The 25364-nt window shown below is 69.6% G+C and carries 22 protein-coding genes; 8 read left to right on the forward strand and 14 right to left on the reverse strand.

The window, feature by feature from the left end:
- Positions 1-16: 16 nt before the first annotated feature.
- Together ACQP2O_RS10620 and glgB are read right to left on the reverse strand one after the other, a co-directional pair.
- Positions 17-682, reverse strand: a complete 666-nt coding sequence (locus ACQP2O_RS10620) for a TMEM175 family protein (protein ID WP_433182244.1) — start codon at positions 680-682, stop codon at positions 17-19.
- A gap of 95 nt (positions 683-777) precedes the next feature.
- Positions 778-2976, reverse strand: a complete 2199-nt coding sequence (gene glgB / locus ACQP2O_RS10625) for a 1,4-alpha-glucan branching protein GlgB (RefSeq protein WP_433182246.1) — start codon at positions 2974-2976, stop codon at positions 778-780.
- A gap of 240 nt (positions 2977-3216) precedes the next feature.
- Here glgB and ACQP2O_RS10630 point away from each other — a divergent pair, with 240 nt between their 5' ends.
- Positions 3217-4095, forward strand: a complete 879-nt coding sequence (locus tag ACQP2O_RS10630; RefSeq protein WP_433182248.1) for an esterase/lipase family protein — start codon at positions 3217-3219, stop codon at positions 4093-4095.
- A 113-nt stretch (positions 4096-4208) separates the two neighbouring features.
- On the opposite strand, the gene ACQP2O_RS10635 is transcribed toward ACQP2O_RS10630, so the two are convergent.
- Positions 4209-4994: an AfsR/SARP family transcriptional regulator gene (locus tag ACQP2O_RS10635; protein ID WP_433182250.1), complete on the reverse strand. Its 786-nt coding sequence runs from the start codon at positions 4992-4994 to the stop codon at positions 4209-4211.
- A gap of 102 nt (positions 4995-5096) precedes the next feature.
- Entirely contained in the window at positions 5097-5855 is a 759-nt protein-coding gene (locus ACQP2O_RS10640) for a GntR family transcriptional regulator (RefSeq protein WP_433182251.1), read from the reverse strand.
- Between the two features lie 113 nt (positions 5856-5968).
- On the opposite strand from ACQP2O_RS10640, the gene ACQP2O_RS10645 reads away from it, so the two are divergent.
- On the forward strand, positions 5969-6187 hold the full coding sequence (locus tag ACQP2O_RS10645; protein WP_360887111.1) for a hypothetical protein: 219 nt from the start codon (positions 5969-5971) through the stop codon (positions 6185-6187).
- Between the two features lie 112 nt (positions 6188-6299).
- Here ACQP2O_RS10645 and ACQP2O_RS10650 read toward each other — a convergent pair whose 3' ends face one another.
- Genes ACQP2O_RS10650 through ACQP2O_RS10660 form a run of 3 tightly spaced genes read right to left on the reverse strand, consistent with a single transcriptional unit; the run spans position 6300 to position 11463 of the window.
- Entirely contained in the window at positions 6300-7685 is a 1386-nt protein-coding gene (locus ACQP2O_RS10650) for a maltokinase N-terminal cap-like domain-containing protein (protein WP_433182253.1), read from the reverse strand.
- 35 nt (positions 7686-7720) lie between these two features.
- Positions 7721-9460 carry a maltose alpha-D-glucosyltransferase gene (gene treS, locus ACQP2O_RS10655; protein WP_433182255.1) on the reverse strand — a complete coding sequence of 580 codons (1740 nt, stop codon included), beginning with the start codon at positions 9458-9460 and terminating at the stop codon, positions 7721-7723.
- The gene (locus ACQP2O_RS10660; RefSeq protein WP_433182257.1) at positions 9457-11463 is read right to left on the reverse strand and encodes an alpha-1,4-glucan--maltose-1-phosphate maltosyltransferase; all 2007 of its coding nucleotides are present in this window, start codon (positions 11461-11463) and stop codon (positions 9457-9459) included. The genes treS and ACQP2O_RS10660 overlap by 4 nt, the downstream gene beginning before the upstream one ends.
- Positions 11464-11932: 469 nt before the next feature.
- Between ACQP2O_RS10660 and glgP the strand changes: the two genes are divergently transcribed.
- Both glgP and ACQP2O_RS10670 read left to right on the forward strand, forming a co-directional pair.
- Complete coding sequence (gene glgP / locus ACQP2O_RS10665) at positions 11933-14530, forward strand: alpha-glucan family phosphorylase (RefSeq protein WP_433182259.1); 2598 nt, start codon at positions 11933-11935, stop codon at positions 14528-14530.
- Positions 14531-14677: 147 nt separating this feature from the next.
- Positions 14678-15256: an HdeD family acid-resistance protein gene (locus tag ACQP2O_RS10670; protein ID WP_433182261.1), complete on the forward strand. Its 579-nt coding sequence runs from the start codon at positions 14678-14680 to the stop codon at positions 15254-15256.
- A 6-nt stretch (positions 15257-15262) separates the two neighbouring features.
- On the opposite strand, the gene ACQP2O_RS10675 is transcribed toward ACQP2O_RS10670, so the two are convergent.
- Both ACQP2O_RS10675 and ACQP2O_RS10680 read right to left on the reverse strand, forming a co-directional pair.
- Complete coding sequence (locus tag ACQP2O_RS10675) at positions 15263-16636, reverse strand: FAD-binding oxidoreductase (RefSeq protein WP_433182263.1); 1374 nt, start codon at positions 16634-16636, stop codon at positions 15263-15265.
- Between the two features lie 69 nt (positions 16637-16705).
- Complete coding sequence (locus ACQP2O_RS10680; protein ID WP_433182265.1) at positions 16706-17653, reverse strand: helix-turn-helix domain-containing protein; 948 nt, start codon at positions 17651-17653, stop codon at positions 16706-16708.
- Between the two features lie 193 nt (positions 17654-17846).
- On the opposite strand from ACQP2O_RS10680, the gene ACQP2O_RS10685 reads away from it, so the two are divergent.
- Positions 17847-18908, forward strand: a complete 1062-nt coding sequence (locus tag ACQP2O_RS10685; RefSeq protein WP_433182266.1) for a serine hydrolase domain-containing protein — start codon at positions 17847-17849, stop codon at positions 18906-18908.
- Between the two features lie 65 nt (positions 18909-18973).
- Here ACQP2O_RS10685 and ACQP2O_RS10690 read toward each other — a convergent pair whose 3' ends face one another.
- Together ACQP2O_RS10690 and ACQP2O_RS10695 are read right to left on the reverse strand one after the other, a co-directional pair.
- Positions 18974-19072 (reverse strand): DUF397 domain-containing protein, encoded by a 99-nt coding sequence (locus ACQP2O_RS10690; protein WP_433182268.1) that lies wholly within the window; start codon positions 19070-19072, stop codon positions 18974-18976.
- An 85-nt stretch (positions 19073-19157) separates the two neighbouring features.
- Positions 19158-19394, reverse strand: a complete 237-nt coding sequence (locus ACQP2O_RS10695) for a hypothetical protein (RefSeq protein WP_433182269.1) — start codon at positions 19392-19394, stop codon at positions 19158-19160.
- Positions 19395-20327: 933 nt separating this feature from the next.
- On the opposite strand from ACQP2O_RS10695, the gene ACQP2O_RS10700 reads away from it, so the two are divergent.
- Positions 20328-20489, forward strand: coding sequence for a hypothetical protein (locus tag ACQP2O_RS10700; protein ID WP_433182271.1), 162 nt, complete (start codon positions 20328-20330; stop codon positions 20487-20489).
- Positions 20490-20524: 35 nt separating this feature from the next.
- Here ACQP2O_RS10700 and ACQP2O_RS10705 read toward each other — a convergent pair whose 3' ends face one another.
- Positions 20525-20674 (reverse strand): winged helix-turn-helix transcriptional regulator, encoded by a 150-nt coding sequence (locus ACQP2O_RS10705; protein ID WP_433182273.1) that lies wholly within the window; start codon positions 20672-20674, stop codon positions 20525-20527.
- Positions 20675-20724: 50 nt separating this feature from the next.
- On the opposite strand from ACQP2O_RS10705, the gene ACQP2O_RS10710 reads away from it, so the two are divergent.
- Positions 20725-21006, forward strand: coding sequence for an alcohol dehydrogenase catalytic domain-containing protein (locus tag ACQP2O_RS10710; RefSeq protein ID WP_433182275.1), 282 nt, complete (start codon positions 20725-20727; stop codon positions 21004-21006).
- Positions 20949-21425 (forward strand): zinc-binding dehydrogenase, encoded by a 477-nt coding sequence (locus tag ACQP2O_RS10715; RefSeq protein ID WP_433182277.1) that lies wholly within the window; start codon positions 20949-20951, stop codon positions 21423-21425. Before ACQP2O_RS10710 ends, ACQP2O_RS10715 begins: the two co-directional genes overlap by 58 nt.
- Before the next feature lie 31 nt (positions 21426-21456).
- On the opposite strand, the gene ACQP2O_RS10720 is transcribed toward ACQP2O_RS10715, so the two are convergent.
- Together ACQP2O_RS10720 and ACQP2O_RS10725 are read right to left on the reverse strand one after the other, a co-directional pair.
- On the reverse strand, positions 21457-22260 hold the full coding sequence (locus ACQP2O_RS10720; protein ID WP_433182279.1) for an SWIM zinc finger family protein: 804 nt from the start codon (positions 22258-22260) through the stop codon (positions 21457-21459).
- A complete protein-coding gene (locus ACQP2O_RS10725) occupies positions 22260-25256 on the reverse strand; it encodes an SNF2-related protein (protein WP_433182280.1) in 2997 nt (998 codons plus the stop codon). The genes ACQP2O_RS10720 and ACQP2O_RS10725 overlap by 1 nt, the downstream gene beginning before the upstream one ends.
- Between the last annotated feature and the right edge of the window lie 108 nt (positions 25257-25364).

The following is a 25364-nucleotide window of genomic DNA, read 5'->3' on the forward strand; positions in this document are numbered from 1 at the left end:
GCTTGAGCACCGCGCGTCAGAACCGGTTGAGCGGCCGGATGTTCGGCGCGATCGCCGAGTTGAGCTGAAGCAGCACGACCAGCGCGATGCTCACATAGGTGTTGACCACGCACAGCGCGAACGCGGCGGCGTACAGCACCTGCGGGATAACGATCCGGCGTTCGAACGCCCGCTGGAACCCGGGCGTCCGTTCGGTGTCGAGCAGCCCGGCCCTCCGCGCGTACTTGACGCCGGCCAGCAGCAGCAGGCCCAGCGCCAGGAGGTTGACCCAGTACACGGCGACGGCGATCCGGAAGGTCATGAACTGCGCCAGCAGAGCGGTGGTGAAGGGCAGCAGGGAGACGCAGAGCAGGAAGGTGAGGTGCAGCCAGGTGAAGTTCCGGTCGCTGCCCCGAAGGTGGTTGAACAGCGTCTGGGAGCCGACGTAGAACATCCCGAGCGTCAGGAAGCTCATCAGGTAGGTGAGCAGGTTGGGCGCGACCTCCCCGAGGAGATGCCACAGCTCGCTCTCCGAGGACAGCGCGTCGCCGCTCCAGAGCGGCCGCTGCCGGTGGATCACCTTCTCCGCCGGCACGTGCAGGTCCAGCACGAGCAGCGTGAGCACGATCGCGAACACACCGTCGTTCAGCGCCGACAGGCGTTCCAGGCTCCCGCCCGCGACGCGCTGGTACAGCGAGCTCACCGCTCACCGGCCGACAGTGGTGAGGCCCCCCGAAGGGACGAATGATCATCGAGCACCGCCCCATCATGGCGGTGTCGCCGTCCCCCTCACAACGGTCACTCCGGGACGAGCCAGACGGCGCCGAGCGGGGGCACCCGCAGGCGGGTCGAGGCGGGCAGGCCGTGGCTGGGCTCCTCGACCGCCTCCACCTGACCGAGGTTGCCGACGCCGCTTCCGCCGTACTCGTACGCGTCGGTGTTGACCAGTTCACGCCAGCGGCCCGGGCGGGGCAGGCCGAGCCGGTAGTCCTCGTGCGGGATGCCGGAGAAGTTGACGACGCAGGCGAGCGGCGAGCCGTCGGGGGCGTACCGGATGAAGGAGATGACGTTGCCCGCGACGTCGTCCGCCGCGATCCAGCGGAACCCCTCCGGGTCGGCGTCCATCGTCCACAGCTGCGGCGACCCGGTGTAGGCGCGGTTCAGGTCGCGGACCAGCTGCTGGATCCCCCGGTGGTAGTTGTTCTCGGCCTCGTCGAGCAGCCACCAGTCGAGGGAGCGGGACTCGGCCCATTCGGCGCCCTGCCCGAACTCCTGGCCCATGAACAGCAGCTGCTTGCCCGGGTGCGCCCACATGAAGGCCAGCAGCGCCCGGAGGTTCGCGAAGCGCTGCCACTCGTCACCGGGCATCTTGCCGAGCAGGGAGCCCTTGCCGTGGACCACCTCGTCGTGCGAGAGCGGCAGCACGTAGTTCTCCGAGTAGGCGTACACCATCGAGAACGTGATCTCGTGGTGGTGGTAGCCGCGGTAGAGCGGGTCGCGCTCGAGGAACGCGAGCGTGTCGTGCATCCAGCCCATGTTCCACTTGAACCCGAAGCCGAGCCCGCCGAGGTGGGTGGGGCGTGAGACGCCGGGCCAGGCGGTGGACTCCTCGGCGATCGTCATGATGCCGGGGGAGCGCTTGTAGACGGTGGCGTTCATCTCCTTGAGGAAGTCGATGGCCTCGAGGTTCTCCCGGCCGCCGTAGATGTTCGGCGTCCACTCGCCCTCGGCGCGGGAGTAGTCGAGGTAGAGCATCGACGCGACGGCGTCCACGCGCAGCCCGTCGACGTGGAACTCCTCCAGCCAGTAGTTCGCGTTGGCGACGAGGAAGTTGCGCACCTCCGTACGGCCGAAGTCGAAGATGAGCGTGCCCCAGTCCTTCTGCTCGCCCCGGCGCGGGTCGGCGTGCTCGTACAGCGGCGTGCCGTCGAAGCGGGCCAGGGCCCATTCGTCCTTGGGGAAGTGTCCCGGGACCCAGTCGATGATGACGCCGATGCCGGCCTGGTGCAGCCGGTCGACGAGGTGGCGGAAGTCGTCGGGGCTCCCGAAGCGGGACGTCGGCGCGTAGTACGAGGTGACCTGGTAGCCCCACGACCCTCCGAACGGGTGCTCGGCCACCGGCAGGAACTCCACGTGCGTGAAGCCCATGTGGGTGACGTAGCCGACCAGCTGGTCGGCGAGCTCGCGGTAGCCCAGCTCGGTGCGCCAGGAGCCGAGGTGCACCTCGTACGTGCTCACCGGCGAGTGCAGCGCGTCGTACGACTTGCGGCGCGTCATCCACTCGTCGTCCTCCCACTCGTAGGAGGACGTGAAGACGGTGGACGCGGTGGCGGGCGGCCGTTCGGCGTACCGCGCCATCGGGTCGGCCTTGCGCCGCCAGATCCGGTCGGCGCCGAGGATCTCGAACTTGTAGTTCGCGCCGTCGCCGACCTCCGGGATGAACAGCTCCCAGATCCCCGTCGAGCCGAGCGAGCGCATCGGGTACGCCCGGCCGTCCCAGTGGTTGAAATCACCGATGACCCGTACCCCGCGGGCGCTCGGGGCCCACACCGCGAACGACGTGCCGGAGACCGCGCCGAAGACCGAGGTGTACGCGCGGGTGTGCGCGCCCAGGACCTTCCACAGCTCCTCGTGCCGGCCCTCGCCGATCAGGTGCAGGTCGAGCTCGCCCAGAGTCGGCAGGTGGCGGTACGCGTCGTCCTGCACGATCTCGGGCCCGTCGTACGTGACCGCGAGCCGGTAGTCGGGAACCGCCTGGGGCTCCCCGCCGGCCAGCGTGCTGTCGGCGGGCAGCGTGACCGCGAAGACGCCCTCGTGCACGTGACGCATCGGGTGGCGGGCACCGCCCGGGAGGATCACCTCCACCGCAGAGGCCAGCGGCCGCAACGCGCGAACGGTGATGCCGTCGGGCCCGGGATGGGCGCCGAGCACGCTGTGGGGGTCGTGGTGATCTCCGCCGATCAACCGGTCGATCTCATCGTGCGTGACCCGCGCCATGACGCTCCTCGGATGTTCTCGTGTGCCACGTCTCCCTAAGCCTGCCCGACCGCCGGTGACTAATCCTCCGGCGGGGTTCGATCTCCACGTGCTTCCGCAGGCGGGGCGGGCCGGCTCTGTATGCGGACTGTACGGCCAATGTATGAGCCCCGGCCATGATCGCCGCGCGAGTGCGGAGACAGCCGACGTCTCGGACGCGGCTGCCGATGGCCGGAGGTAGTGGCGTTGACACGACGAATCATGCGAGGTCTGACCGCGACGGTGGCCGTCGGGGCGGTGCTGGCGGGAACCCAGGGCATCGCGAGCGCGGCGACGCCGCCGCGAAGCAACAGCAAGAACGAGGCCGTCTACTTCATCCACGGCGTCGATGCCATGCACACGGACGTCAACGGGGGCGGCGACGACTGCAAGGGGACCTGGAACACCGCGATGTCCGCGCTGCGCAAGCGGGGCTGGACGGGGGACTTCGTCACGTGGGGCTTCTACAAGAAGGACACCAACTGCACCCGTAAGTACGACGGGAACCTCAACACGCGGATCCAGGAGCTGGGCCGTCTGCTCGCGTGGGACATCTACGACCACTACACCAAGAAGGGCAAGTCGGTGGACGTCGTCGGCCACTCCATGGGTGGCCTCATCGTCCGCGCGGCCATCACCGGGGTGAACAGGTACGGCGCCACGTCGAGCAAGTGGCCGAAGCGCCTCTACATCGAGGACGTCGCCACGCTCAGCACGCCGTTCACCGGGACCAGCTGGGCCACGACGTGCACGGTCGCCTACGGCTGGAAGCAGTGCAGCGACATGCGCCCCGGCAGCGGCTTCCTCAAGTGGTCCGGGCAGAACCCGCAGTCCGCCCAGGGCACCGACTGGACACTGATCGGCGCCAGCGACGACGACACGATCACCAGCGGCGCGGCCACTGGGATGGACGCCAAGCACAAGGTCATCTACGCCGCGCACCAGGGACTCGAGCACAGTGCGCTCCCGCACAAGGGCCCCGGCACCGGCTGGACGATGAGGTACTCCAACGACAACGGGAAGACCTGGAAGAGCACCACGAAGGGGGCCGGCCCGATCCGCCGCGTCGGCGACGCCCTGTACTACTGGTCGGCCGCCTGACCACGCCGCTGGACGCTCCCCGGGGGCGGGCCGACCGCCCGCCGGGCGGCTCCGGCGGACGCGCCGCGTCGGGGGCCGGCCGGGTGCCGAGGGCCCCGCTCGACGGCGGGGGATCAGCCCGCCTCGAGAAGGGCGCGGTGCGCCGGCGGATCCTCCCGGCCGTCGAGGTCGCCGCGGAGCATCCGGTCGTAGAGTCGGCGCAGCTCGATCCCCGGCTCGACGCCCAGCTCGTCGATCAGCCGCAGGCGCAGCACGTGGTAGACGGTGAAGGCGTCGGCCTGGCGGCCCGACCGGTACAGCGCCAGCATCAGCTGCGCGTGGAGGCGCTCGTGCAACGGCTGCTCGACCGTCAGCCGCCGCAACTCGCCGATCATCTCCGCGTGCCGGCCGAGGATGAGCCAGGCGTCGCCGAGCTGGACCGCCGCCCTGAGCCGCTGCTCGGTGAGCCGGAGTGCCTCCGCGGTGAGCGAGGCCCACGCCGAAACGTCCTCGCAGACCTCGCCCCGCCACAGGGCCAGGGCCCGGCCGAGCACGTCCGCCGCGTGTTCCACGTCGCCGGACCGCAGTGCCGCGTCGCCCTCGCGGGCGAGGGCGGCGAACTCCAGCGCGTCCACCTCGGACGGCTCGACGGACAGCAGATAGCCGCCCGCCCTGGTCTCCAGCCGGGACGCGGCCGGTCCGAGGATGTTCCGCAGCTCACGGACGTACGTGCGGATGTTGGCGACTCCGGACGCCGGCGGCCCGGAGGGCCACAGCGCGGCGGCCAGCGAATCCAGCCGAACGAGACTGCCCGGTCGCAGGAGCAGAGCCGTCAGGAGGGTACGGTGCTTCGGCGCCCGGAGGTAGGTCGTCCGGCCGTCGACTCGCAGCTCCACCGGTCCCAGCATGTTGAAACGCATGAAGCCTCCCCGCTTCCGAAATGACTGTCGCGGTTCGGCTCCAATATCACTAGAGGCCGCGGTCCCGACATGCCTTTCCCGCTTGGGTCTCCGGTCCCAAGATCACAGATCGATCGCGTAGTCGAGGACGACGCGGTCCGCCGGGAGGACGATGTCTCGGCAGACCTCGAGGACCCGGTCGCCGGAGAACATCCGCCGCGTGATGGTGAGGACCGGGACACCGGTGCCCATGCGCAGCGTGTCGGCTTCCTCCCGGGTCGGCATCCGGGACCGCACCGCCTCCTCGACGCGCGTGGCCGGGTGACCGAGGAACGCCAGCTGCGCCGGCGTGCCCCCCGGCCACGGCTCCCGGTCCGGGTCGGCCACGGGCGTGCCCTCGACCAGGCTCCACGGCAGGTAGTTCGTGGAGATCTGCTGCGGCTCGCCGCGCGCCCAGAACACGAAGTGCCGGCGCAGCAACGGGGTGCCCGGCTCCACCGCGAACAGCGCGGACAGCTCCTCGTCGGCGCGGTGCCGCGAATAGGACCGGTCCAGGCGGTAGTCGCGCCACGCGATCTGGTGGTCGACGGTGAAGGACGTGGCGGGCACCGCGGCCGGGGCCGTCTCGGCGCGGTAGCGCTCCATGGCCAGCCGCCGGGCGGGCGGCCGGCCGCGCACCACGGTGCCGCCTCCCCGACGCGTCTCGATCAGCCCCTCGGTCCGCAGGAGGGCGAAGGCCTGGCGGATCACGATCTCCGAGACGCCGTGGACGTCGCACAGCCGGCTGATCGTGGGCAGTCGTGTTCCGGGAGGGTACGTGCCGTCACGGATGAGTTCGCGGAGTTCGCCGGCGATCCGGACGTAAGCGGGGAGGATAGCCACCTTGCCTCCTCATAGCCATACAGGAACGTTCCGCTTACGGGTGTCTTGACACCTCGACGTATACGACCCACTTTCGTATACAGAAGGCTGTGTTTCCAGCGCGAAGGGGCAAGATGGCGGATTTCGCCGTTGTCAAGGCCACATTAGAGGCCGATTTTCCCGGCTGGGTCGTATGGCGCAGCGACGCGGGCCACTGGTACGCGACCCGGGCGGGCAATCTCACCGACCAGCAGATACAAGCCGGTTACGCCATGACCGTGGCCGCCGAGGCGCCGGAGACCCTCCGGCTCCTTCTCGCCGAACAGGTACATCCCGGCGAGGGTGCGGGATGACGGGTCGCCCTTAGGGTTTCCGCCCAACCGAAACCCGACAGGGCGACCTGCATATGCAGAAATGAGGGTGCGGAGCCGAAACCCATCTTACGGGCACCTTTTCTCCGCCATTTCAGTACGACAGATAATCCGACTCGGAGCGGGTGCTGAGGGCGGAGATGGAGCCGAGGGGGATCTGCAGCCAGGACGGCCGGTTGCGCGCCTCGTACATGACCTCGTAGACGGCCTTGTCGAATTCGAAGGCGCGCAGGACGACCTCGTTCGAGGCCGGGTCGGTGCCGTCCGCCTCGGCGTACCCGCGGCAGAAGGCGGCCCGGTTGCGGTCGGCCCACTCCTGGGCGCGGAACTCCAGCTGGTCGGGGTCGCCGCCGATGGCCTGGCCGTTGACCAGCAGGTGCCGGGCCGCGTAGTCGAACGAGCGCAGCATCCCGGCGACGTCGCGCAGCGGGTGGGCGGGGGCCCGGCGCTCCTCCAGAGGCTTGGCCGGCTCGCCTTCGAAGTCGAGCAGCATCCAGCCGGAGTCGGTCCGCATCACCTGGCCGAGGTGGTAGTCGCCGTGGACGCGCTGGACGGTCAGGGGCCGCTCCAGCTCGGCGAGGGCGTCGAAGGCGTCGGTGAGCCGTCCGGCGTACGGGGCGAGCTGGGGCACGACGGAGCACGTCTCGACGAGCCGGGCGTGCATCTGGTCGGCCACCGCGCGTACGTCGGCGGGCTGCATCTCGCTCGTGCCGAACGCGGTGGCCAGGTCGCGGTGGACCTCGGCGGTCGCGGCGCCGAGCCGCTCGGACTCACTGGCGAAGTCGCCGCCGACCTCGTCGGCGCGCAGGTCGGCCTCGGCGTACAGGTCGCGGACGCTGGTGCCGGCGAGCTGCCAGCCGTCGGTCCCGCTGCGCAGGAACTCCGACAGCATCGCGAGCGTGGACAGGGTGCCGTCGAGGTCGCTGGAGAACCAGCCGTGCAGCTCGGGGACGTGTTTGCTGCCGGCCCGGGCGAGGCCGAGGCTGAGTTCGAGGTCGGGGTTGATGCCGGGGGTGAGCCGGCGGAACAGCTTGCAGATGTAGGCGTCGCCGTAGATCAGCGAGGTGTTGCTCTGCTCGGCGGGGCTGGCGAGGCTGTCGAGCTCGGTGTCGATGCCGGTGATCGAGCGGAAGGCGAGCGGGCCGACGTCGGCGTTGCCGGCCATGTTCTCCAGCCAGACCCGGGTCAGCTCGGGGTCGTGCACGGCGTCGTAGAGATGAGTCTCGTTGTCGAGCTGCCCGATCGCCGCGTACTCGAGTCGGCCGGGCAGCTCGCTGCGTACTCCCAGGGGCACCTGATAACGGTCGGTGCCCCCGGTCTGACGCACGGCGATGATGACGTGATGTAGCGACGGATCGCCCTCGACCAGTTCCGTGTCGGAAAGGACGGAGATCGCGTCGATCTCCCGGTCCTTGCCCGCGAACCAGCGCTGGCGCGGGAGCCAGTCCACCAACAGGTCGTCGAGTCGTTCCAGCCGCACTGACTATGTCACCTCGCCTGTGCCTCCTGCGTCCTTCATGGCTGTTCGCCATCACCCCCGGGCTTGGGGGACAGGAGGAACCAGTAGAAACCATGCCCAGGAAGCGTCAGAAGATACGGGAGCTCCCCAATTGGCGGGAATTGCACCCCTCCCATGCACTCCACGGGGTTGACCCCCTCGAATCGCCGCAGGTCGAGCTCGACCGGCTGCGGGAAGCGCGAGAGGTTGTTCACGCAGAGTACGCGGTCCTCGCCGCACTCCCGCACGAACGCCAGCACGCTCGGGTTGGAGGCGGTGAGCTCGGTGTAGTCGCCGACGCCGAAGACCGGGTGCCGCTTGCGGATCTCGATCATCTTGCGCGTCCAGTGGAGCAGCGACCCGGTGTTGTTCTGCTGCGACTCGACGTTGATCGCCTGGTATCCGTAGATCGGATCCATGATGGCCGGAAGGTAGAGCCGGGCCGGGTCGGCCTTGGAGAAGCCGGCGTTGCGGTCCGGGGTCCACTGCATGGGCGTACGCACGCCGTCGCGGTCGCCCAGCCAGATGTTGTCGCCCATGCCGATCTCGTCACCGTAGTAGATCACGGGCGAGCCGGGTAGCGACAGCAGCAGCGCGGTGAACAGCTCCAGCTGGTTGCGGTCGTTGTCCAGGAGCGGCGCCAGGCGCCGGCGGATGCCGATGTTGGCCTTCATCCGCGGGTCCTTGGCGTACTCGGAGTACATGTAGTCGCGCTCTTCGTCCGTCACCATCTCGAGCGTGAGCTCGTCGTGGTTGCGGAGGAAGATGCCCCACTGGGCGTTCTCCGGGATCTTCGGCGTCTGCGCCATGATCTCGGAGATGGGGTAGCGCTGCTCCCGGCGGACCGCCATGAAGATGCGCGGCATGACCGGGAAGTGGAACGCCATGTGGCACTCGTCGCCGCCCGTCGCCGGGTCGCCGAGGTACTCCACGACGTCGGCGGGCCACTGGTTCGCCTCGGCCAGCAGCACCCGGTCGGGGTAGAGCCGGTCGACCTCCTTGCGGACCCGCTTGAGGTAGTCGTGGGTCTCCTTGAGGTTCTCGCAGTTGGTGCCCTCCCGCTCATAGAGGTAGGGCACGGCGTCGAGGCGGAACCCGTCGATGCCGAGGTCCAGCCAGAACCGCAGGACCTCCAGCATGGCCTCCTGAACCGCGGGGTTGTCGAAGTTCAGGTCCGGCTGGTGGTTGAAGAAGCGGTGCCAGTAGTACTGGCCGCGCACCGGGTCGTACGTCCAGTTCGACGTCTCGGTGTCGACGAAGATGATCCGCGCGTCCTTGTACTGGTCGTCCGTGTCGGACCAGACGTAGAAGTCGCCGAACGGCCCGTCCGGGTCCTCCTGAGACGCCTTGAACCACGGATGCTGGTCGCTGGTGTGGTTCATGACCAGGTCGGCGATGACGCGGATGCCGCGCTTGTGCGCCTCGTCGACGAGCTCCACGAAGTCGCCGAGGTCGCCGAACTCGGGGAGGATCTTCATGAAGTCGCTGATGTCGTACCCGCCGTCGCGCAGCGGCGACTCGTAGATCGGCAGCAGCCAGATGCAGTCGATGCCGAGCCACTGCAGATAGTCGAGCTTCTGGGTGAGTCCCCGGATGTCGCCCGTGCCGTCGCCGGTGGAGTCGTAGAAGCCCCGGATGAGGACCTCGTAGAAGACCGCGTGCTTGTACCAGCGAGGCTCGTTGGGTGCCTCACGCGTGAACGTGTCGGGAACCGGCTCGACCGGGCCGACGCCCGCTAGGGGATCGAACTGGGTCAACTCTCGCCTCTCGAGACCGTGAAGATGTGGGCAGGCCTGTTCTGGGGGTCCAGGCGCACGTAGTTCGCCTGCCGCCAGTCGTACGACTCGCCCGACAGTTCGTCGTGGACGACGAACTCCTCCGACCAGTCGAGACCGAGCGCGGGCAGGTCGAGATGGACCGTCGCCTCGCGAACCTGATGTGGATTGAGGTTCACGACGACCAGCACGACGTCTCCAGGGTGGTCGGGGTCGTCCGACACGCGTTTGGAGTAGCAGATCAGCTCGGGCTGGTCGACATGATGGAAATGTAGGTTACGCAGCCTACGCAACGCCGGGTGCGTTCTTCGCAAAGAGTTGAGGTTCCGGATATATGGAGCCAGGCTGCGGCCCTCGCGCTCGGCGGCCTCCCAGTCCCGCGGGCGGTACTGGTACTTCTCCGAGTCGCGGTACTCCTCACTGCCCGGCCGCACCGGAGTGCCCTCGTACAGCTCGTAGCCCGAGTAGACACCCCAGGTGGGGGACAGCGTCGAGGCGAGCACGGCGCGGATCGCGAACGCCGGCGGCCCGCCGTGCTGGAGGTACTCGTTGAGGATGTCAGGCGTGTTGACGAAGAAGTTGGGCCGCATGTAGGCGGCCGCCGAGCCCGACAGCTCGCGGAGGTACTCCTCCAGCTCGTCCTTGCTGTTGCGCCACGTGAAATACGTGTACGACTGGTGGAAGCCGATCTTGCCGAGGGTGTGCATCATCGCCGGGCGGGTGAACGCCTCGGCGAGGAACAGCACGTCGGGGTCGGTGTCGGCGATGCTCTTCAGCAGCCGCTCCCAGAACGCCACCGGCTTGGTGTGCGGGTTGTCCACCCGGAAGATCCGTACGCCGTGCGCCATCCAGTGCCGGACGACCCGCTCGACCTCCGCGTAGATGCCCTCGGGGTCGTTGTCGAAGTTGATCGGGTAGATGTCCTGGTACTTCTTCGGCGGGTTCTCCGCGTAGGCGATCGAGCCGTCGGCGCGCGTGGTGAACCACTCGGGGTGCTTGCTCACCCAGGGATGGTCCGGCGAGCACTGCAGGGCCAGGTCGAGGGCGACCTCCATGCCGAGCTCACGGGTACGGGCGACGAAGGCGTCGAAGTCTTCGATCGTTCCAAGATCGGGATGGATCGCGTCGTGGCCGCCCTCCTCCGAGCCGATCGCCCACGGCGAGCCGGGGTCGTGCGGCTCGGCGTGCAGGGTGTTGTTCGGCCCCTTGCGGAACTGCCGGCCGATCGGGTGGATCGGCGGGAGGTAGACGACGTCGAAGCCCATCTCGGCGACGGCCGGGAGCCGCTTCATCGCCGTTCGGAACGTTCCGGACTGCGGTGCCCGGCGGCCCATCGGGTCGTACGTCGCGCCCTCCGAGCGGGGGAAGAACTCGTACCACGAGCCGAACAGCGCCCGCTCGCGCTGCACGAGCAGCGGGTGCCACTCCGAGGTGGTCACGTGGTCCCGCAGCGGGTGCTCGTCGAGGACCTCGTGCACCTCCGGGGCGTCCGCCGCCTCGAACCGCAGCATCGCCGGGATCGTCTTCTCGCGCAGCGTACGGGCGAGCGCGGTCAGCACCGCCTGCTTCTTCGAGACGCCGGCGCCCTTCTTCGGCAGCCCCGCGGCGGCGCGCTCGAACAGCCGGGCGCCCTCCTCGAGCATCAGCTCGACGTCCTGACCGCGCGGGATCTTGATGCCCGCATCGTGGTGCCAGTGCCCGATCGGATCGCCCCAGGCCTCCACGCGGAAGTGCCACAGCCCGGTGGTGGTCGCCGCCACCTGCGCGGCGTGCCGGTCGGTGCCGGGGGTGACCTCGGACATGCGGACGAGGGGCCCGGCTCGGCCCTCCGGATCCCGCAGGACGACGCCGGCGCCGAGCTGCTCGTGGCCCTCGCGGAACACGGTGGCGCTGATGGCGAAATCCTCGTCGGGAACGGCCTTGGCGGGCCAGCGTTCGCAGTCGATCACTGGCTGCACGTCGAGGATGGGAATGCGTCCGATCATCGCAGGCGAGCGTACAGACGCGGGTACGCGATCAGCCTGGTCTTCGGAAAGAATTGATCTTTCTTGAGGGTCACTGTCGCCGGATCGGGTGGGGGTGCTCGGCGAGGGTTGGCGCATAACGTCTCCGTTGCCGGTATCCGCGGTATGAAACGGGGTGTTTGTCGCGTTCTGACGACGGCGGTGCCACCGCGTCCGATGCCCTCGCACGCGACGGCGTTCCGTCCGCGCTCGGATTCTTTCATCGCCTCGGCCGAGGCGCCGGGTGCGACGCGTCCCGGTAGGGGTCTCGTCTTCCGGAGGCGTGGGAGGCGCCCTCGCCGCGCTTCCCCGGCAATCCTCGCATGTCAGGGCTAAATTCGCATTTCCGGCCTGGTGGCCGGGCTCCCGAGGCCAAACGGAGATCAAGATGTGGGCCACTGGGCGGGTTAGGGTCGCGAGCACCGGGCCGGACCGATTAGTGTCGCCGCACGTGAAGGCGATCCGCAGATTCACCGTACGCTCCGTCCTGCCCGAGCCGCTTCAGCCGCTCGAGGAGCTCGTTCTCAACCTGCGCTGGTCCTGGCACCCCGAGACGCTCGACCTGTTCGAGTCGGTGGATCCGGACCTGTGGGAGGCGACCCGGCACGATCCGGTGCGCCTTCTCGGGGAGGTCTCGCCGGAGCGGCTCGCCGCTCTCGCCGCCGACCGGCGCTTCCTCCGCGCTCTCGGCGACGCCGTCGACGATCTCCGGGAGTACGTCACCGCCCCCCGCTGGTACCAGAGGCTGTCCGACGCCCCCTCGGCGATCGCGTACTTCTCACCGGAGTACGGCATCGCCGCCGCGCTGCCCCAGTACTCCGGTGGCCTGGGCATTCTCGCCGGCGATCACCTCAAGACCGCCAGCGACCTCGGCGTCCCGATCGTCGGGGTAGGACTCCTGTACCGCCACGGCTACTTCTCCCAGTCCCTCTCGCCGGACGGCTGGCAGCTCGAGCGCTACCCCCCGATCGACCCGGCCGGGCTCCCGCTGAGGCTCCTGCGCGACGCCGACGGCACGCCCGCGCGGGTCACCGTCGGCCTCCCCGAGGGCCGGTCCCTGGGGGCGCAGATCTGGGTGGCCCAGGTCGGCCGCGTGCCGCTGCTCCTCCTCGACTCCGACGTCGAGGAGAACGACCCGGCCGCCCGCGACGTCACCGACCGCCTGTACGGCGGCGGCACCGACCACCGCCTGCTCCAGGAGATGCTGCTCGGCATCGGCGGCGTCCGCGCGATCCGCGCCTACTCCCGCATCACCGGCCACGTCGCCCCCGCGGTGTTCCACACCAACGAGGGCCACGCCGGCTTCCTCGGCCTCGAGCGGATCCGCGAGTACATCGACGAGCAGGGCCTGTCCTTCGACGAGGCGCTCGAGGCGACCCGGGCGGGCACGGTCTTCACGACCCACACCCCGGTCCCGGCCGGCATCGACCGCTTCCCCCGGGAGCTGGTCCAGCGCTACTTCGGCGGCACCAACGAGGACAACGGCCTGCCCGTCGAGCGCATCCTCGGCCTCGGCGCCGAGACGTACGAGGGCGGCGACGCCTCGGTCTTCAACATGGCCGTCATGGGCATGCGCCTGTCCCAGCGCGTCAACGGCGTCTCCGAGCTGCACGGCAGGGTCAGCCGGGAGATGTTCGGCGGCCTGTGGCCCGGGTTCGACACCGACGACGTGCCGATCGGCTCGATCACCAACGGCGTCCACGGGGCGACCTGGGTGGCCCCCGAGTTCATCGACCTCGCCCGGCGCGAGCTGCCCGACGTGGTCGAGTTCGGCCGCGGCTGGGAGGGCGTGGAGCGGGTCTCCGCGTCCGAGATCTGGCGCATCCGGCGCACGCTGCGCGCCCGGCTCGTCGAGGACGCCCGGCGGCGCCTGCGCGAGTCCTGGCGGCAGCGCGGCGCGAGCGAGGCCGAGCTGACCTGGATCGACGACGCGCTCGACCCGGACGTCCTGACGATCGGCTTCGCCCGCCGCGTCCCGTCGTATAAGCGGCTCACGCTGATGCTGCGCGACCCGGAGCGGCTCAAGTCGATCCTGCTCGACCCCGAGCGGCCGGTGCAGATCATCATCGCCGGCAAGGCGCACCCCGCCGACGAGGGCGGCAAGCGGCTGATCCAGGAGATCGTGCGGTTCAGCGACGACCCCGAGGTCCGGCACCGCATCGTGTTCCTGCCGGACTACGACATGGCGCTGGGCCAGTCGCTGGTCCAGGGCTGCGACGTCTGGATGAACAACCCGCTGCGCCCGCTCGAGGCCTGCGGCACCTCCGGCATGAAGGTCGCGCTGAACGGCGGGCTGAACCTCTCGATCCGCGACGGCTGGTGGGACGAGTGGTTCGACGGCAACAACGGCTGGGCCATCCCGTCCGCCGACCGTGCCGCCGACCCGGACCGCCGCGACGACATCGAGGCGCAGGCCCTCTACGAGCTGATCGAGGACCACGTCTCCGTGCTGTTCTACGACCGCTCGGGCGGCGGCCTGCCGAGCCGCTGGCTGGAGATGGTCAAGCACACGCTGGCCTCGCTCGGCCCGAAGGTCCTCGCCGGGCGCATGGTCCGCGACTACGTCGTCGAGCTGTACGCCCCGGCCGCCGTCTCCGCCCACCGGCTGTCCGCCGACGGCAACGCCGCCGCGAAGGCCCTCGCCGCCTGGAAGCACCGGATCGCCAAGGCCTGGCCGTCCGTCGCGGTCGAGCACATCGAGTCCACAGGTGCGGGCGAGAGCACGCACCTCGGCACCCGCCTGACCGTGCGCGCCACGGTCCACCTCGGCGACCTGACGCCGGACGACGCCGCGGTCGAGGTGGCGTTCGGCCGGGTCGACGACACCGACGCGCTGGTCGAGCCGTCCTACCTGGAGCTCACCCAGGCCGAGGCCCTCGGCGACGGCCGGTGGCGCTTCGCCGGCGAGGTCCCCCTCGACCGGACCGGGGCGTTCGGGTACAGCGTGCGGGTGGTGCCCAGGCACGACCTGCTGGCCTCCCGCGCGGAGACCGGCCTGATCGCGCTGCCCCCGGCCCCCATCGGGATGACCAACGGCGACCTGCGCTGATCACCTCATCCGCCCGGTCCCGCTCGCGCGGGGCCGGGCGGGAAAATTGCGGCGATTTGCCGCATAAGGGGCTCTGCTTGGTCTTCCACCGCAAATGAGCGGCAAAGACCTCCTGTGAAACGTTCCGTTCCGCAGGGGAGGCCTCTCATGTGGGTCGACTACATGGCGCGGCACTGGTGGATGCTCACGGTGCGCGGCGTCCTCGCCGTCATCTTCGGCGTGCTGGCCGTGATCTGGCCGGGCATCACGCTCCTCGTCCTGGCCATCGTGTTCGGCATCTTCGCCCTGGCGGACGGGATCTCCGCCATCATCTCCGCCTTCAGCGCTCCGGGCGGAGGCCGGTCGCTGCTCATCTTCGAGGGCGCGGTCGGCATCATCGTCGGCCTGCTCGCGCTGTTCTGGCCGCACGCCACCGCCCTGGCCATCGTCCTCCTCGTCGCGATCTGGGCGATCGTCACGGGGATCAGCGAGATCGTCACCGCGCTGCAGATGCGCAAGGAGATCCACGGTGAGTGGATGTACGTCCTGTTCGGCGCGCTCTCGGTGCTCTTCGGGCTCATCGTGCTGTTCTCGCCCGTCTCCGGCGTCTTCGCGGTGGCCTGGCTCATCGGCTTCTCCGCGATCGGCTTCGGGATCGCGGCGATCGCGGCGAGCTTCCGGCTCAGAAAACTTCGCGGCGGCCGTCCCGGCGTCGCCCCGGGCGGTGCCATGCCGGCGCACCCCTGACGCGCGTCAGCCGGCGGGCTCGATGTTCTGGTTCAGTCGGAACAGGTTGCCAGGATCGTACGTCTTCTTGATCAAGGCCAGCCGCGCGTACGCGTCCCGGTAGTCGTCCCGGACGTGCGCGCGGTCGTCCTCGGACATGAAGTTGACGTAACCGCCGGCCGCCGAATGGGGGCGCAACGCCTGGAAGTAGTCCCGTACCCAGGCGATGCTCGCCTCGTTCGCCGACGGGTCGGGCCACATCCCGGCGATCACCGTCACGAACGTCATGTCGCGGCCCGTGAACGCGGTGGCGCCGGCGGGCACCCGGTGACAGGCGCCGTTGATCGGATAGATGTGCACCGTGGAGTTCACGGCGGGCAGCCCCGGGCCGTGCTGGAGATGGGCCGCGATGGCGCCGTCGGTCAACTCCGTCGCGAACGCCGTCTTCCAGTAGTGCTGCAGACCCGGAGGTACGAGCGCGTCGAGCGCGCTATTGATCATCGGGTACGGCATCGGCGCGACGAATTCGGCGACCGTCGGCGCGGCCGTACGGATCGGCCGTAGGGCCCGCTCGCCCTCCTCGATCGGACCGGACCAGCACGCGACCATCGCGCAGTGCGGACTGCCCTGCTCGGGCTCGGGGATGAACGGCAGCGGCGGCGTGATCTGGAAGGCCGGATAGCAGCCCAGCTCCTCCGGCGCCTCCTGAATGTGGTCGCGGTAGAACTCCAGCACGTCGCGGGCGCGGTCGAGCGGGTAGAAGATGATCCCGGCGAAGATGTTCTCGACCGGGTGCAGGCGGTACTCGAAGGACGTCACCACGCCGAAGTTCCCGCCGCCGCCGCGCAGCGCCCAGAACAGGTCCTCGTTCTCCTTCTCCGAGGCCACGAGGAAACGGCCGTCGGCGGTGACGACGTCCGCCGAGATCAGGTTGTCGATCGTCAGGCCGCAGCGGCGGCTCAGATAGCCGATGCCGCCGCCGAGCGTCAGCCCGCCGATGCCCGTCGTCGAGATGATCCCACCGGTCGTCGCCAGCCCGAACGCGTACGTCGCGTGGTTGAAGTCCGCCCAGGTGCACCCGCCCTCGGCCCGGGCCGTACGGGTGCGGGGATCGACGCGGACCCCGCGCATCGACGACAGGTCGAGCACCACTCCGCCGTCGTTCGTGCCGTACCCCGGAACGCTGTGCGAACCGCCGCGCACCGACAGGACGAGGTCGTTCTCTCGAGCGAACTCCACGGTGGCCATGGCATCACCCGCGTCGGCGCACCGTACGACCACGAGCGGCCGACGGTCGATCATCGCGTTGTACACCCGGCGCGCCTCGTCGTACCCGGCGTCCTCCGCCGTGATCACCCGGCCCCGTACGCGCTCCCGCAGTCGTTCGATCGGCTGTTCCATGAGCATGTCCCCCAGGTCAGGCCTACCCCTAGAGCACCTCGCCGAGACGCCGGGACATTCGTTACCGGGCTACGGAGACTGCCGTTGCCGGTATCCGTCGAGTGCCTTCCGTTGTGCCGGGGTGAGCCGGTGGCGTCGGGCGGTGACGGAGTAGGCGCCGGACGCGAGGGTCCGCACCATTACTGGGCCGCCGATGTCCGGATATCTCTCGGCATTGCGCAGGGATTCGGCGACGCGGTCAGGACGCCATGCCAACGCGGTGGCGAGTTGCCCCACGGTCAGCGGCTCGCCCGCATGGACGAGTGCGGCGAGCACGGTCAGCAGGTCGTCGACGGCGGCTTGGTCGGGGCCGCCGGCCATGTTCGCGCTGAGCCGTGCGAAGAAGCGGGCCATCTCGTTCAGCCGGGCTCCGGCCGGTGTGCCGAGGCCGAAGATCCGGATTCCCCGCCGAGCGGTGTCGGCCCACATGGTGTTCTTGCGGGCGCTCGCCCTCCACGTCCGGAGCCAGACGTCGTCTCCGATGAGGTACCGCTCGCGGCGTCGACTGGGGTCGCGTTCGCGCCGGACCACGTCCAGACCTTCCAGGTAGCCGATCGCCTTCGATATCGACGCCGGGCTGACCTGCAGCTGCCGGACAAGGTCGGCGGAGGTCAGGGCGCCGGAGTCGGTCGTGATGAGGTGCGCGAGCACCCGCCCCGCCATTGGGGGAAGCCCGATCTGCACCATCAGTGCCGCGAAGTCCTCCGCGAAAGCGAGTATCGCCGCAGCGTCACGCCCGTAGGCGTCGGCCGAGGCCCGCGGCGGCGCGCCCGGCCGGCGCCGGCGGGCCCGCCGCGCGGTCGCCTGCTGAGCGTGGCCCGCCCGGTAGCCGCCGGGCCCGCCGTTGCGGGCTACCTCCCGGCTGATCGTCGAGGTCGGTCTACCGAGCCGCCGGGCGATCTCGGCGTACCCGAGCCCTTCCGTCAGCCACGCCGCGATACGCCGACGGTCCTCATCGTCCAGCCTGCTTCCCGGCATCCGTGCAGTATGCATTCGCGATCAGCTCATTGCAACGTCTAAGTGTTTAGGGCGTTGCAATAATGCGCAGGTCATTGCAATTCTGCTGCCAAGAATGGCCTGGTCAGTAGCTAGTTGGGCATGGAAGTTGTGTTGACGCTATATAAAAGTGCGGCGTAGCTTTCCTGCTCTCTGAATCTTGTGGGGAGACGACATGAATCAGCCACTCAAGCGGCTACTCGACCAGGCGGTCAGCGAAGGCGGTGTTCCCGGCATCGTCGCCGAGGTTCGTGACGGCCGCGGGCGGTGGTTCGGCTCGGCGGGAGCGGCCGATACCGACACCGGACGCGAACGCACGCCGCAGGACCGGTTCCGCATCGGGAGCACGACCAAGACATTCGTGGCCACGGTGGTCCTGCAACTCGTGGCCGAGCGCAGGCTGAGCCTGGACGACACCGTGGACGAATGGCTGCCCGGAAGGGTCCACGGCCACGGTCACGAGGGCGGGAAGGCCAGCATTAGGCGGCTGCTCGACCACACCAGCGGGATCTTCAGCTATACCGAGGACCCGGAAATGGTGAACCGCTACGAGAACCACACCCCGGAACTCCTCGTGGACATCGCCATGGCCCACCCACCGGCCTTCGAACCGGGCACGGACTGGGCTTACAGCAACACCAACTACATCCTCGCCGGGATGATCGTCGAACGGGTGACCGGCCAGGCGCTGGCCGATCAGATCGCCGAGCGCATCACCCGGCCGCTCGGCCTGGACGGGACGTACCTGCCGAGCGGCACCGACCCGACGATCCAGGGCCCGCATCCACGGCACTACACGAAACTGATGAACCCCGCCCCCGACGCCGAGATCCACGACGGAACGGAACTGGACTCATCCATGTTCTGGGCGGCCGGCGGCATGATCTCCACGACCGGGGACCTTCACCGGTTCTTCAACGCACTCCTCGGCGGTCGGCTCCTCCCGCCCGCTCAGCAAGAGGCGATGTTCGCGGTGGTCCCGACCAAGGACTGGATTCCCGACACGGCGTACGGCCTGGGCATCTCCTCGGTGACGCTGCCGTGCGGCGCCACGGTGTGGGGCATGGGCGGCGCCATCTTCGGCTCATGGTCGTACGCCTACGGCACCCGCGACGGCGAGCACATGGTCGTCGTCAACGTCAACGGCGACTGGGCCAACGGCCCGTGGGACGACCCGATCGGCATCTTCACCGACGTACTACAGACGGAGTTCTGCCGCTCGAAGGCGACGTCATAGCGGCGAGCGGATCCCGCTGCCCGAGGCGCCTGACGGCGGGATCCCAGTGATCGTCGTGAGGGGACTTACGCCTGGTCGCCGTCGATCCGGGAGACCTCGACGCACGTGTCGCCGCCGTTTCCGCTGCGGGACGATTTCCGCCACACGAACCCTGTCACGTTCATGAGGCTTCGTTCCCGTGAACGCGCGTGACCTCCACGCAGGTCTCACCGGTGCCACGGTGGAACGACTTCCGCCAGGTTGCGCTGGTCAGGTCCATTGCTTCGCCACTTCCGCCAGCAGGTCGACCGATTGCTTGCCCGGGAGCGCCTCGATACGCAAAGCCTTCAGTCGATGCGGCTGCGGTTTCAAGGCGTCTCGCAAGTCGCCGAGATCCAGCAGCTGGAAATACCGATCCGGAAATATTCGGAACCGGCGCAGCGATTCCTGGACCGGTTGGGTCGGCATCATCGCGGTCTGGAATGAGCTGGACTCGGCGGATGGCATCGCGCTCCGGGGTGTCTACTGAGCCAAGAATTTTCTCGGCTCAGTAGACACCCCGGAACTCGCAGGGCCACCGTAGTGGCCCGCTATGACCTATTCGCCGGTAAATAGGGTGGCGGCCGTCACCTGAGCGTCGCCCCGGGGCGCCGGGATCACTGGGGGTAGCACCCAAGGGCTGTGATCAGAACTCGGTGAGATATGGCACAATGACGTTCATGCACGCGTACCGAAAGGCCGATGCCGCGTAACCGGCCGAGCGCATTGCGGGCCGAACAACCGCTGCGCCCCGTTTGGGGTACGTCACCACCCCATCGAATCCGCGGGCTTTCCCTTCGCACCTGTATCGCGATACACCGCGCGGAGCGGCAGATCCACAACAGTTACGGGCCCAATTACTTCTTTCCTGGGGTCACTGCGGCAGCGCTACGGCGATACCGTGCGTTCTTGCGTTCGCCTGGACCGCATTCATCGTGGTATCCGGAATACCCCGTTATGCCCGAAGGAAGGCACGCACTCGACGACGTGAGGCATGCACGAGATGTTCTCGCGGCGGTCGCGAATCTGCTGCCTCCTCGACCCTGCGGCGAGCTGAGACACCTGCTCACGCCCCTCGACGCCGCGTTTCTGCGACGCACGCTGCCGGACCCGTCCATCCCGGGCGGAAAGCAGCGCCCACTTGGGTGGTGGCACCGTCGACTGACCCCAGACGACCCGAGTTCACGAGGCAGTCTCATCTTCGATGTCTTGGGCACGTATTAGAGTTGCGGCCTCGGCGTGTGCGGCCGTAGTTCCATGGAGCCTGGTTCCAAGCAGGGCTGACTGACCATATTTTCAGTCCGTAAGACCGAGGATGATGAGCGGGCGTGCGAAGTCGTCTCGTGCCCAGCGGATTCCTTCGGGAACATGCGCGCGCGTGCCGGATTTCACGGCCGACTCGTGCGATTGCCGCGCGCTGACGTGCTCCCCGATCTGCTCGCGGGCGACCGTGGCCGCGACGGCGGCGGTCGCCCCTGGCGATGGACCACCACCCCGATGTGGCAGATCGTCCAATGCCTCGAGAGCCTGCGGACCGAGCGCGGCCGGGCCGATGTCGAGTAGCGGCCGAGAGGATACTCAGTGCCCTAGCGGCGGCCTCAGTCGCTATGGGCGACCGGCTCGGGATCGGCGTCGAGCGCATCGAGCACTGCGTCGCCGTTCGCCCTCGCCCACTCGGTCAGCATGTCGATCGGATCGATCAGCGTCTCCCCGAGCGGGGTGAGCTCGTACTCGACGCGGGGCGGCACCTCGGGAAATCTAGCCTGGGTTCTCTCCTCCCTTCCAAGCCAGGAGAGTCATGCGAGTCATCACCCAGCAGACGCTCGGCGGTCCCGAGGTGCTCACCATCGTGGACGCGCCCGAGCCCCAGCCCCTCCCGACCGAGGTTCTCGTCCGCGTCAAGGCGATCGGGCTGAACCCGCTGGAGGCGCGCCTGCGCGCCGGCGAGTTCCCGCTGATCGGCCGGCCGCCGTTCATCCTCGGCTGGGACATCAGCGGCGTGGTCGAGGAGGCGCCGCAGACGTGGCGGTTCAGGCCCACGTCGCGATCCAGATCGCGAAAGCGCTCGGCGCGTGTGTGATCGCGACCGCCGGCGGGAGCAAGCGGAAGTTCGTCGAGGGGCTCGGCGCCGACGAGGTGATCGACTACACGGCGGTCGACTTCACCGAGGCGGTCCGCGACATCGACGTCGTGCTCGACACGATCGGCGGCGACACCGTCGAGCGGTCGCTCGAAGTGCTCCGCCCGGGCGGTCACCTGGTGACGGCGGTCGCCGAGGAGGATTCGGAGCTCGCCGCCGAGTACGAGGCGGCCGGGATGCGCTTCAGCAGTATCGCGGTCGACCCTGATCCGGTCGCCCTGCGAGGTCTCGTCGAACTCGTCGAACAGGGCAGGCTCCGGGTCTACGTGCAGGAGACGTTCCCGTTCGAGCGCGTTGCCGACGCGCACCGGCTGCTCGACGGCGGTCACCTCCAGGGCAAGCTCGTCCTCACGGTCTGACCGCGTGGAAAGCCGTACGGGGCGCGCGCCGTCACTCCGGCTGGTCGAGGTCGGGGAGGGCGTCGTAGGCGGGTTTGAGGACGTCGGTGAGGTCCTTGCGGCGGATCTTGACCTTGGGCGGGTCGAGGAGGCGGAGCAGCAGGCCGGGCGGGATCGGGGGAGCGGGCGCGCGGTCGTGGACGGCGACGGGTGCCCAGAAGTCGTCCATGCGCTCGGCCAGCGGGGTCTCCTCGATCTCGAGGGGGTCGGCCTCGGCCGGCTCCAGGCGGCGCAGGCCGGCGAGCAGGTCGTCCTTCGTGCGGCCGTGCCAGGCGAGGATCAGGAACGGGTCGTCGTCGAACGCCTCCGCGAGGAGGTAGAGCACCGCGGCGGTGTGCTTGCAGGGGTCGCCCCAGTCGGGGCAGCTGCACATCAGGTGCATGTCCGCCGACGACCTCGGGAACAGCGAGACGCCGAAGATGGCGAAGACGTCCTCGATCTCCGGCGGCATGTCCCCGGCCAGCAGGCGGGCGCGGAACACCGCCTGGGAGGCGAGAGCGGCCTCGATCGACTCCCAGACCTCGTCCCTGATCGGGTCGATGCCGATCGTCACCTCGTACGGCTCGGGGTCGGAGCCCTGGACGAGGGCGGTCACCTCGTACGCCCCGATCCGCAGCTCCATCACCTGGCCCTTGCGGGCGTACGTGCGGCCGCGCGTCAGGCGGCCGCGGTCGGCGAAGGACTCCAGGATGTCGATGAAGCGGCGTGACCACCACTGCTCGCCGATGGAGCCGCGGCCACCGGACTTCGCCTTGAGGCCGCCCTCGACCGGGCGGGCCTTCCCGTAGATCGGCATCAGTCGCTCACCGCCTCGGGGTCGAGTCGCATGATCTCGCGCAGGTCGGCGACGGACAGCTCGGTCAGCCAGCCCTCTCCGGTGCCGACGATGCGCTCGGCCAGGGCCTTCTTCCGCTCGATCATCTCGTCGACGCGCTCCTCGATCGTGCCGACGCAGATGAACTTGCGGACCTGGACGTTCTTGGTCTGGCCGATGCGGAACGCCCGGTCGGTCGCCTGGTCCTCGACCGCGGGGTTCCACCAGCGGTCGACGTGGACGACGTGGTTGGCGGCGGTCAGCGTGAGGCCCGTGCCGGCCGCCTTCAGCGACAGTAGGAAGATCGCCGGGTCGGAATCCTCCTGGAACCGGCGGATCAGCTCGTCGCGCTGCTTCTTCGAGACGCCGCCGTGCAGCCACAGCACCGGGCGGTCGAGTTTGGTCTCCAGGTGCGGCCGCAGCATGGCGCCGAACTCGGCGTACTGGGTGAAGACCAGTGCCTTCTCGCCCTGCTCGACGACCTCGGCGCAGATCTCTTCGAGGAGCTCCAGCTTGCCGGAGCGGCCGGGCAGCCGGGAGCCGTCCTTGAGCAGGTGGGCGGGGTGGTTGCAGACCTGCTTGAGCTTGGCCATGGTCGCCAGCACGAGGCCGCGCCGCTCCATGCCCTCGCTGTTCGCGATCTGCTCGAGCATGTCGTCGACGGTGGCCTGGTACAGCGACGCCTGTTCCGGCGTGAGGTTGCACCAGACCTTGATCTCCTGCTTCTCGGGCAGGTCCGTGATGATCGACTTGTCGGTCTTGAGGCGGCGCAGGATGAACGGGCCGGTGGCCCGGTGCAGCGCGGCGGCGGCCTCCTCGTCGCCGTTCGCCTCGATGGGCACGGCGAACCGCTCGCGGAACGCCTGGCGCGGGCCGAGCATGCCGGGGTTGCTGAACTCCATGATCGACCACAGCTCGGTCAGGTGGTTCTCCACCGGCGTGCCGGTGAGCGCGATCCGGCTCCGGGCCGGGATGCTCCGCACCGCCCGCGCCTGCCGGGTGCCGCTGTTCTTCAGCGCCTGGGCCTCGTCGCAGATCACGCGGTCCCAGGCGATCGTGGCGAGCGCCTCGTGGTCGCGGGCGGCGGTGCCGTACGTCGTCAGCACCAGATCCGCCTCGGCCGCCGCCTTCGCGAGGTCCTCGCCGCGGTGCCGCCCACCGCCGTGGTGGACGTAGACCCGCAGCTTCGGCGTGAACCGCGCCGCCTCCCGCTGCCAGTTGCCCACCAGCGACATCGGCCCGATCAGGAGGGTCGGCCCGAACCCTGTCTGATTTGTGAGCAAGGCAAGGGTCTGGGCCGTTTTGCCCAAACCCATGTCGTCCGCGAGGATCGCGCCGAGGCCCAGGCCGTCGAGGAAGGACAGCCAGGCCAGGCCGCGCTCCTGGTACGGGCGGAGGGTGCCCTCGAAGTCGTCGGGGGTGCTCATCGGCTCGAGGCGCCGGTCGGCCTCGCCGGACAGCAGGTCGCCGAGCGGGCCGTCGGCGTCGAGCTGGAGCAGTGGCAGCGCGTCGTCGCCCGCGTGGATCGCGGCGCGGACGGCCTGAGACGCGGTCATCTCGCCGGTGCGCCGCTGCTTGAGGAAGTCGAGGGCGGACGCGAGCTGCCGCTCGTCGAGCTCCACCCATTTGCCGCGCAGCCGCACCAGCGGCGCCTTGAGCCGGGCGAGCTCGGCCAGCTCCTCCTCGGTGACGTCCTCGCCCTCGATGGCCAGGTCCCACCGGAAGTCGACCAGGCTGTCGAGGCCGAAGCCGGACGAGGTGGCGGCGCCGGGCTCGGTCGCCGTCTTACTGCGGGTGGTGAGCTTCATGCCGAGCCGGGCCCGGCCCGCCCACTGCGGCAGCTGAACGCCGAATCCGGCGGCGGACAGCAGCGGCGCGGACTCCCGCAGGAACCGGAACGCGCCCTCGGCGTCCGTCGTCACGCTGGTCGGCGTCGCGACCCGCAGGGCCTGGGCGACGTCGGGGTAGAGCCGCAGCGCCCGGCCCAGGCCGGTGAGGAGGGTCTCCTCGGCGTTCGGCACGGAGGTGACCTCGCCGGTCCAGAGGGCGGCGGCCGGAACGTACAGGCTCGGGTCGTCGGTGCCCTGCACGGCGAACTCGACGGTCCACGGCCCCTGCGAGGCCGTCTCCCCGTCGGGGGCCGGGGGCTCGACGAGGCGGAAGCAGACGCGCAGCGGGCCGGTCGAGCGGCGGGCCGCGTCCGCCCAGGCGTCCAGCTCGGCGGCGAGGGCGTCCGGGTCGTCGCCCGGCTCGCGGGGCACCGTGGGGTCGGGTCCGGTGAGCGCCGCCGCCCAGCGCTCGGTCAGGGGCAGCCGGTCGGGGACCCGGCCGGTGCGCTCGGGCAGGAGCGGGTGCGGCACGACACCGCGTACGGCCGCGTCGACCAGGCCGGAGAGCGCGTTCAGGAGGACGTCCGACGCGGAGCGGTCCTCGTCGGCGGCCCGGCAGGCCGGCGGCATCGCGGCGGCGAGCTCGCGGAACCGCGCGGCGTCGTCCCCGGTGACGACCGGTCGCCAGCGGGCCGCCAGGTCGCCGTCCTCCCGTACGAGCGCGGGCAGGACGCGGCCCCGGGAGGCGAGGTGCACCGCCTCCTCGGCGACGTGCGCGAAGAACCTCAGGTCGGCGCCGCGTACGACGTCCTCAGCGTCGCCGGCCAGGTGCAGCAGCGTCATCGCGGCGAACGGGTCGAGGACGAGCGCCGGAACCCGCCAGGGGTGCGGCGCCGGCCGCCGGGAGGTCGGCTCTCGCGCCAGCTCGGGGGACGGGAACGGCCCGGTGGCGGCACCGGGGAGCAGCAGGGTCGGCTCGATCCTCGGCGCGCCGCGTGTCACGGCGGCGTAGGAGGTGCCGGCGAAGTCGGAGGTCGCGAAGGGGTGCGGCTTGGGGGACGTGCGCACCCGTGTGGTGGCCGGGAGCGCCGAGTCCTCCGCCCACAGGCATAGCGCACCGCCGTGCCAGGCGGCGTGCGCCACGAGCATGATCGACCCCCGGATTGCGCTGCGGACCAGGCGAAGTTACCAAACGGCCCCGACAGCTCTCGCCCTTCCCTCGCGTACGGAGCGTCATCGCTGCAGCAGGTTTCTGTC

The sequence above is a fragment of the Actinoallomurus sp. CA-150999 genome, from assembly GCF_050942425.1.
Classification (GTDB): domain Bacteria; phylum Actinomycetota; class Actinomycetes; order Streptosporangiales; family Streptosporangiaceae; genus Actinoallomurus.

What these genes read in the sequence shown, in the direction of transcription:
- glgB (WP_433182246.1), bottom strand. Translation starts at nt 2,976, where the DNA reads ATGGCGCGGGTCACGCACGATGAGATCGACCGGTTGATCGGCGGAGAT.
- ACQP2O_RS10630 (WP_433182248.1), top strand. Translation starts at nt 3,217, where the DNA reads ATGCGAGGTCTGACCGCGACGGTGGCCGTCGGGGCGGTGCTGGCGGGA.
- ACQP2O_RS10635 (WP_433182250.1), bottom strand. Translation starts at nt 4,994, where the DNA reads ATGCGTTTCAACATGCTGGGACCGGTGGAGCTGCGAGTCGACGGCCGG.
- ACQP2O_RS10645 (WP_360887111.1), top strand. Translation starts at nt 5,969, where the DNA reads ATGGCGGATTTCGCCGTTGTCAAGGCCACATTAGAGGCCGATTTTCCC.
- ACQP2O_RS10660 (WP_433182257.1), bottom strand. Translation starts at nt 11,463, where the DNA reads ATGATCGGACGCATTCCCATCCTCGACGTGCAGCCAGTGATCGACTGC.
- ACQP2O_RS10670 (WP_433182261.1), top strand. Translation starts at nt 14,678, where the DNA reads ATGTGGGTCGACTACATGGCGCGGCACTGGTGGATGCTCACGGTGCGC.
- ACQP2O_RS10675 (WP_433182263.1), bottom strand. Translation starts at nt 16,636, where the DNA reads ATGGAACAGCCGATCGAACGACTGCGGGAGCGCGTACGGGGCCGGGTG.
- ACQP2O_RS10680 (WP_433182265.1), bottom strand. Translation starts at nt 17,653, where the DNA reads ATGCCGGGAAGCAGGCTGGACGATGAGGACCGTCGGCGTATCGCGGCG.
- ACQP2O_RS10685 (WP_433182266.1), top strand. Translation starts at nt 17,847, where the DNA reads ATGAATCAGCCACTCAAGCGGCTACTCGACCAGGCGGTCAGCGAAGGC.
- ACQP2O_RS10690 (WP_433182268.1), bottom strand. Translation starts at nt 19,072, where the DNA reads ATGAACGTGACAGGGTTCGTGTGGCGGAAATCGTCCCGCAGCGGAAAC.
- ACQP2O_RS10695 (WP_433182269.1), bottom strand. Translation starts at nt 19,394, where the DNA reads ATGCCATCCGCCGAGTCCAGCTCATTCCAGACCGCGATGATGCCGACC.
- ACQP2O_RS10710 (WP_433182275.1), top strand. Translation starts at nt 20,725, where the DNA reads ATGCGAGTCATCACCCAGCAGACGCTCGGCGGTCCCGAGGTGCTCACC.
- ACQP2O_RS10720 (WP_433182279.1), bottom strand. Translation starts at nt 22,260, where the DNA reads ATGCCGATCTACGGGAAGGCCCGCCCGGTCGAGGGCGGCCTCAAGGCG.
- ACQP2O_RS10725 (WP_433182280.1), bottom strand. Translation starts at nt 25,256, where the DNA reads ATGCTCGTGGCGCACGCCGCCTGGCACGGCGGTGCGCTATGCCTGTGG.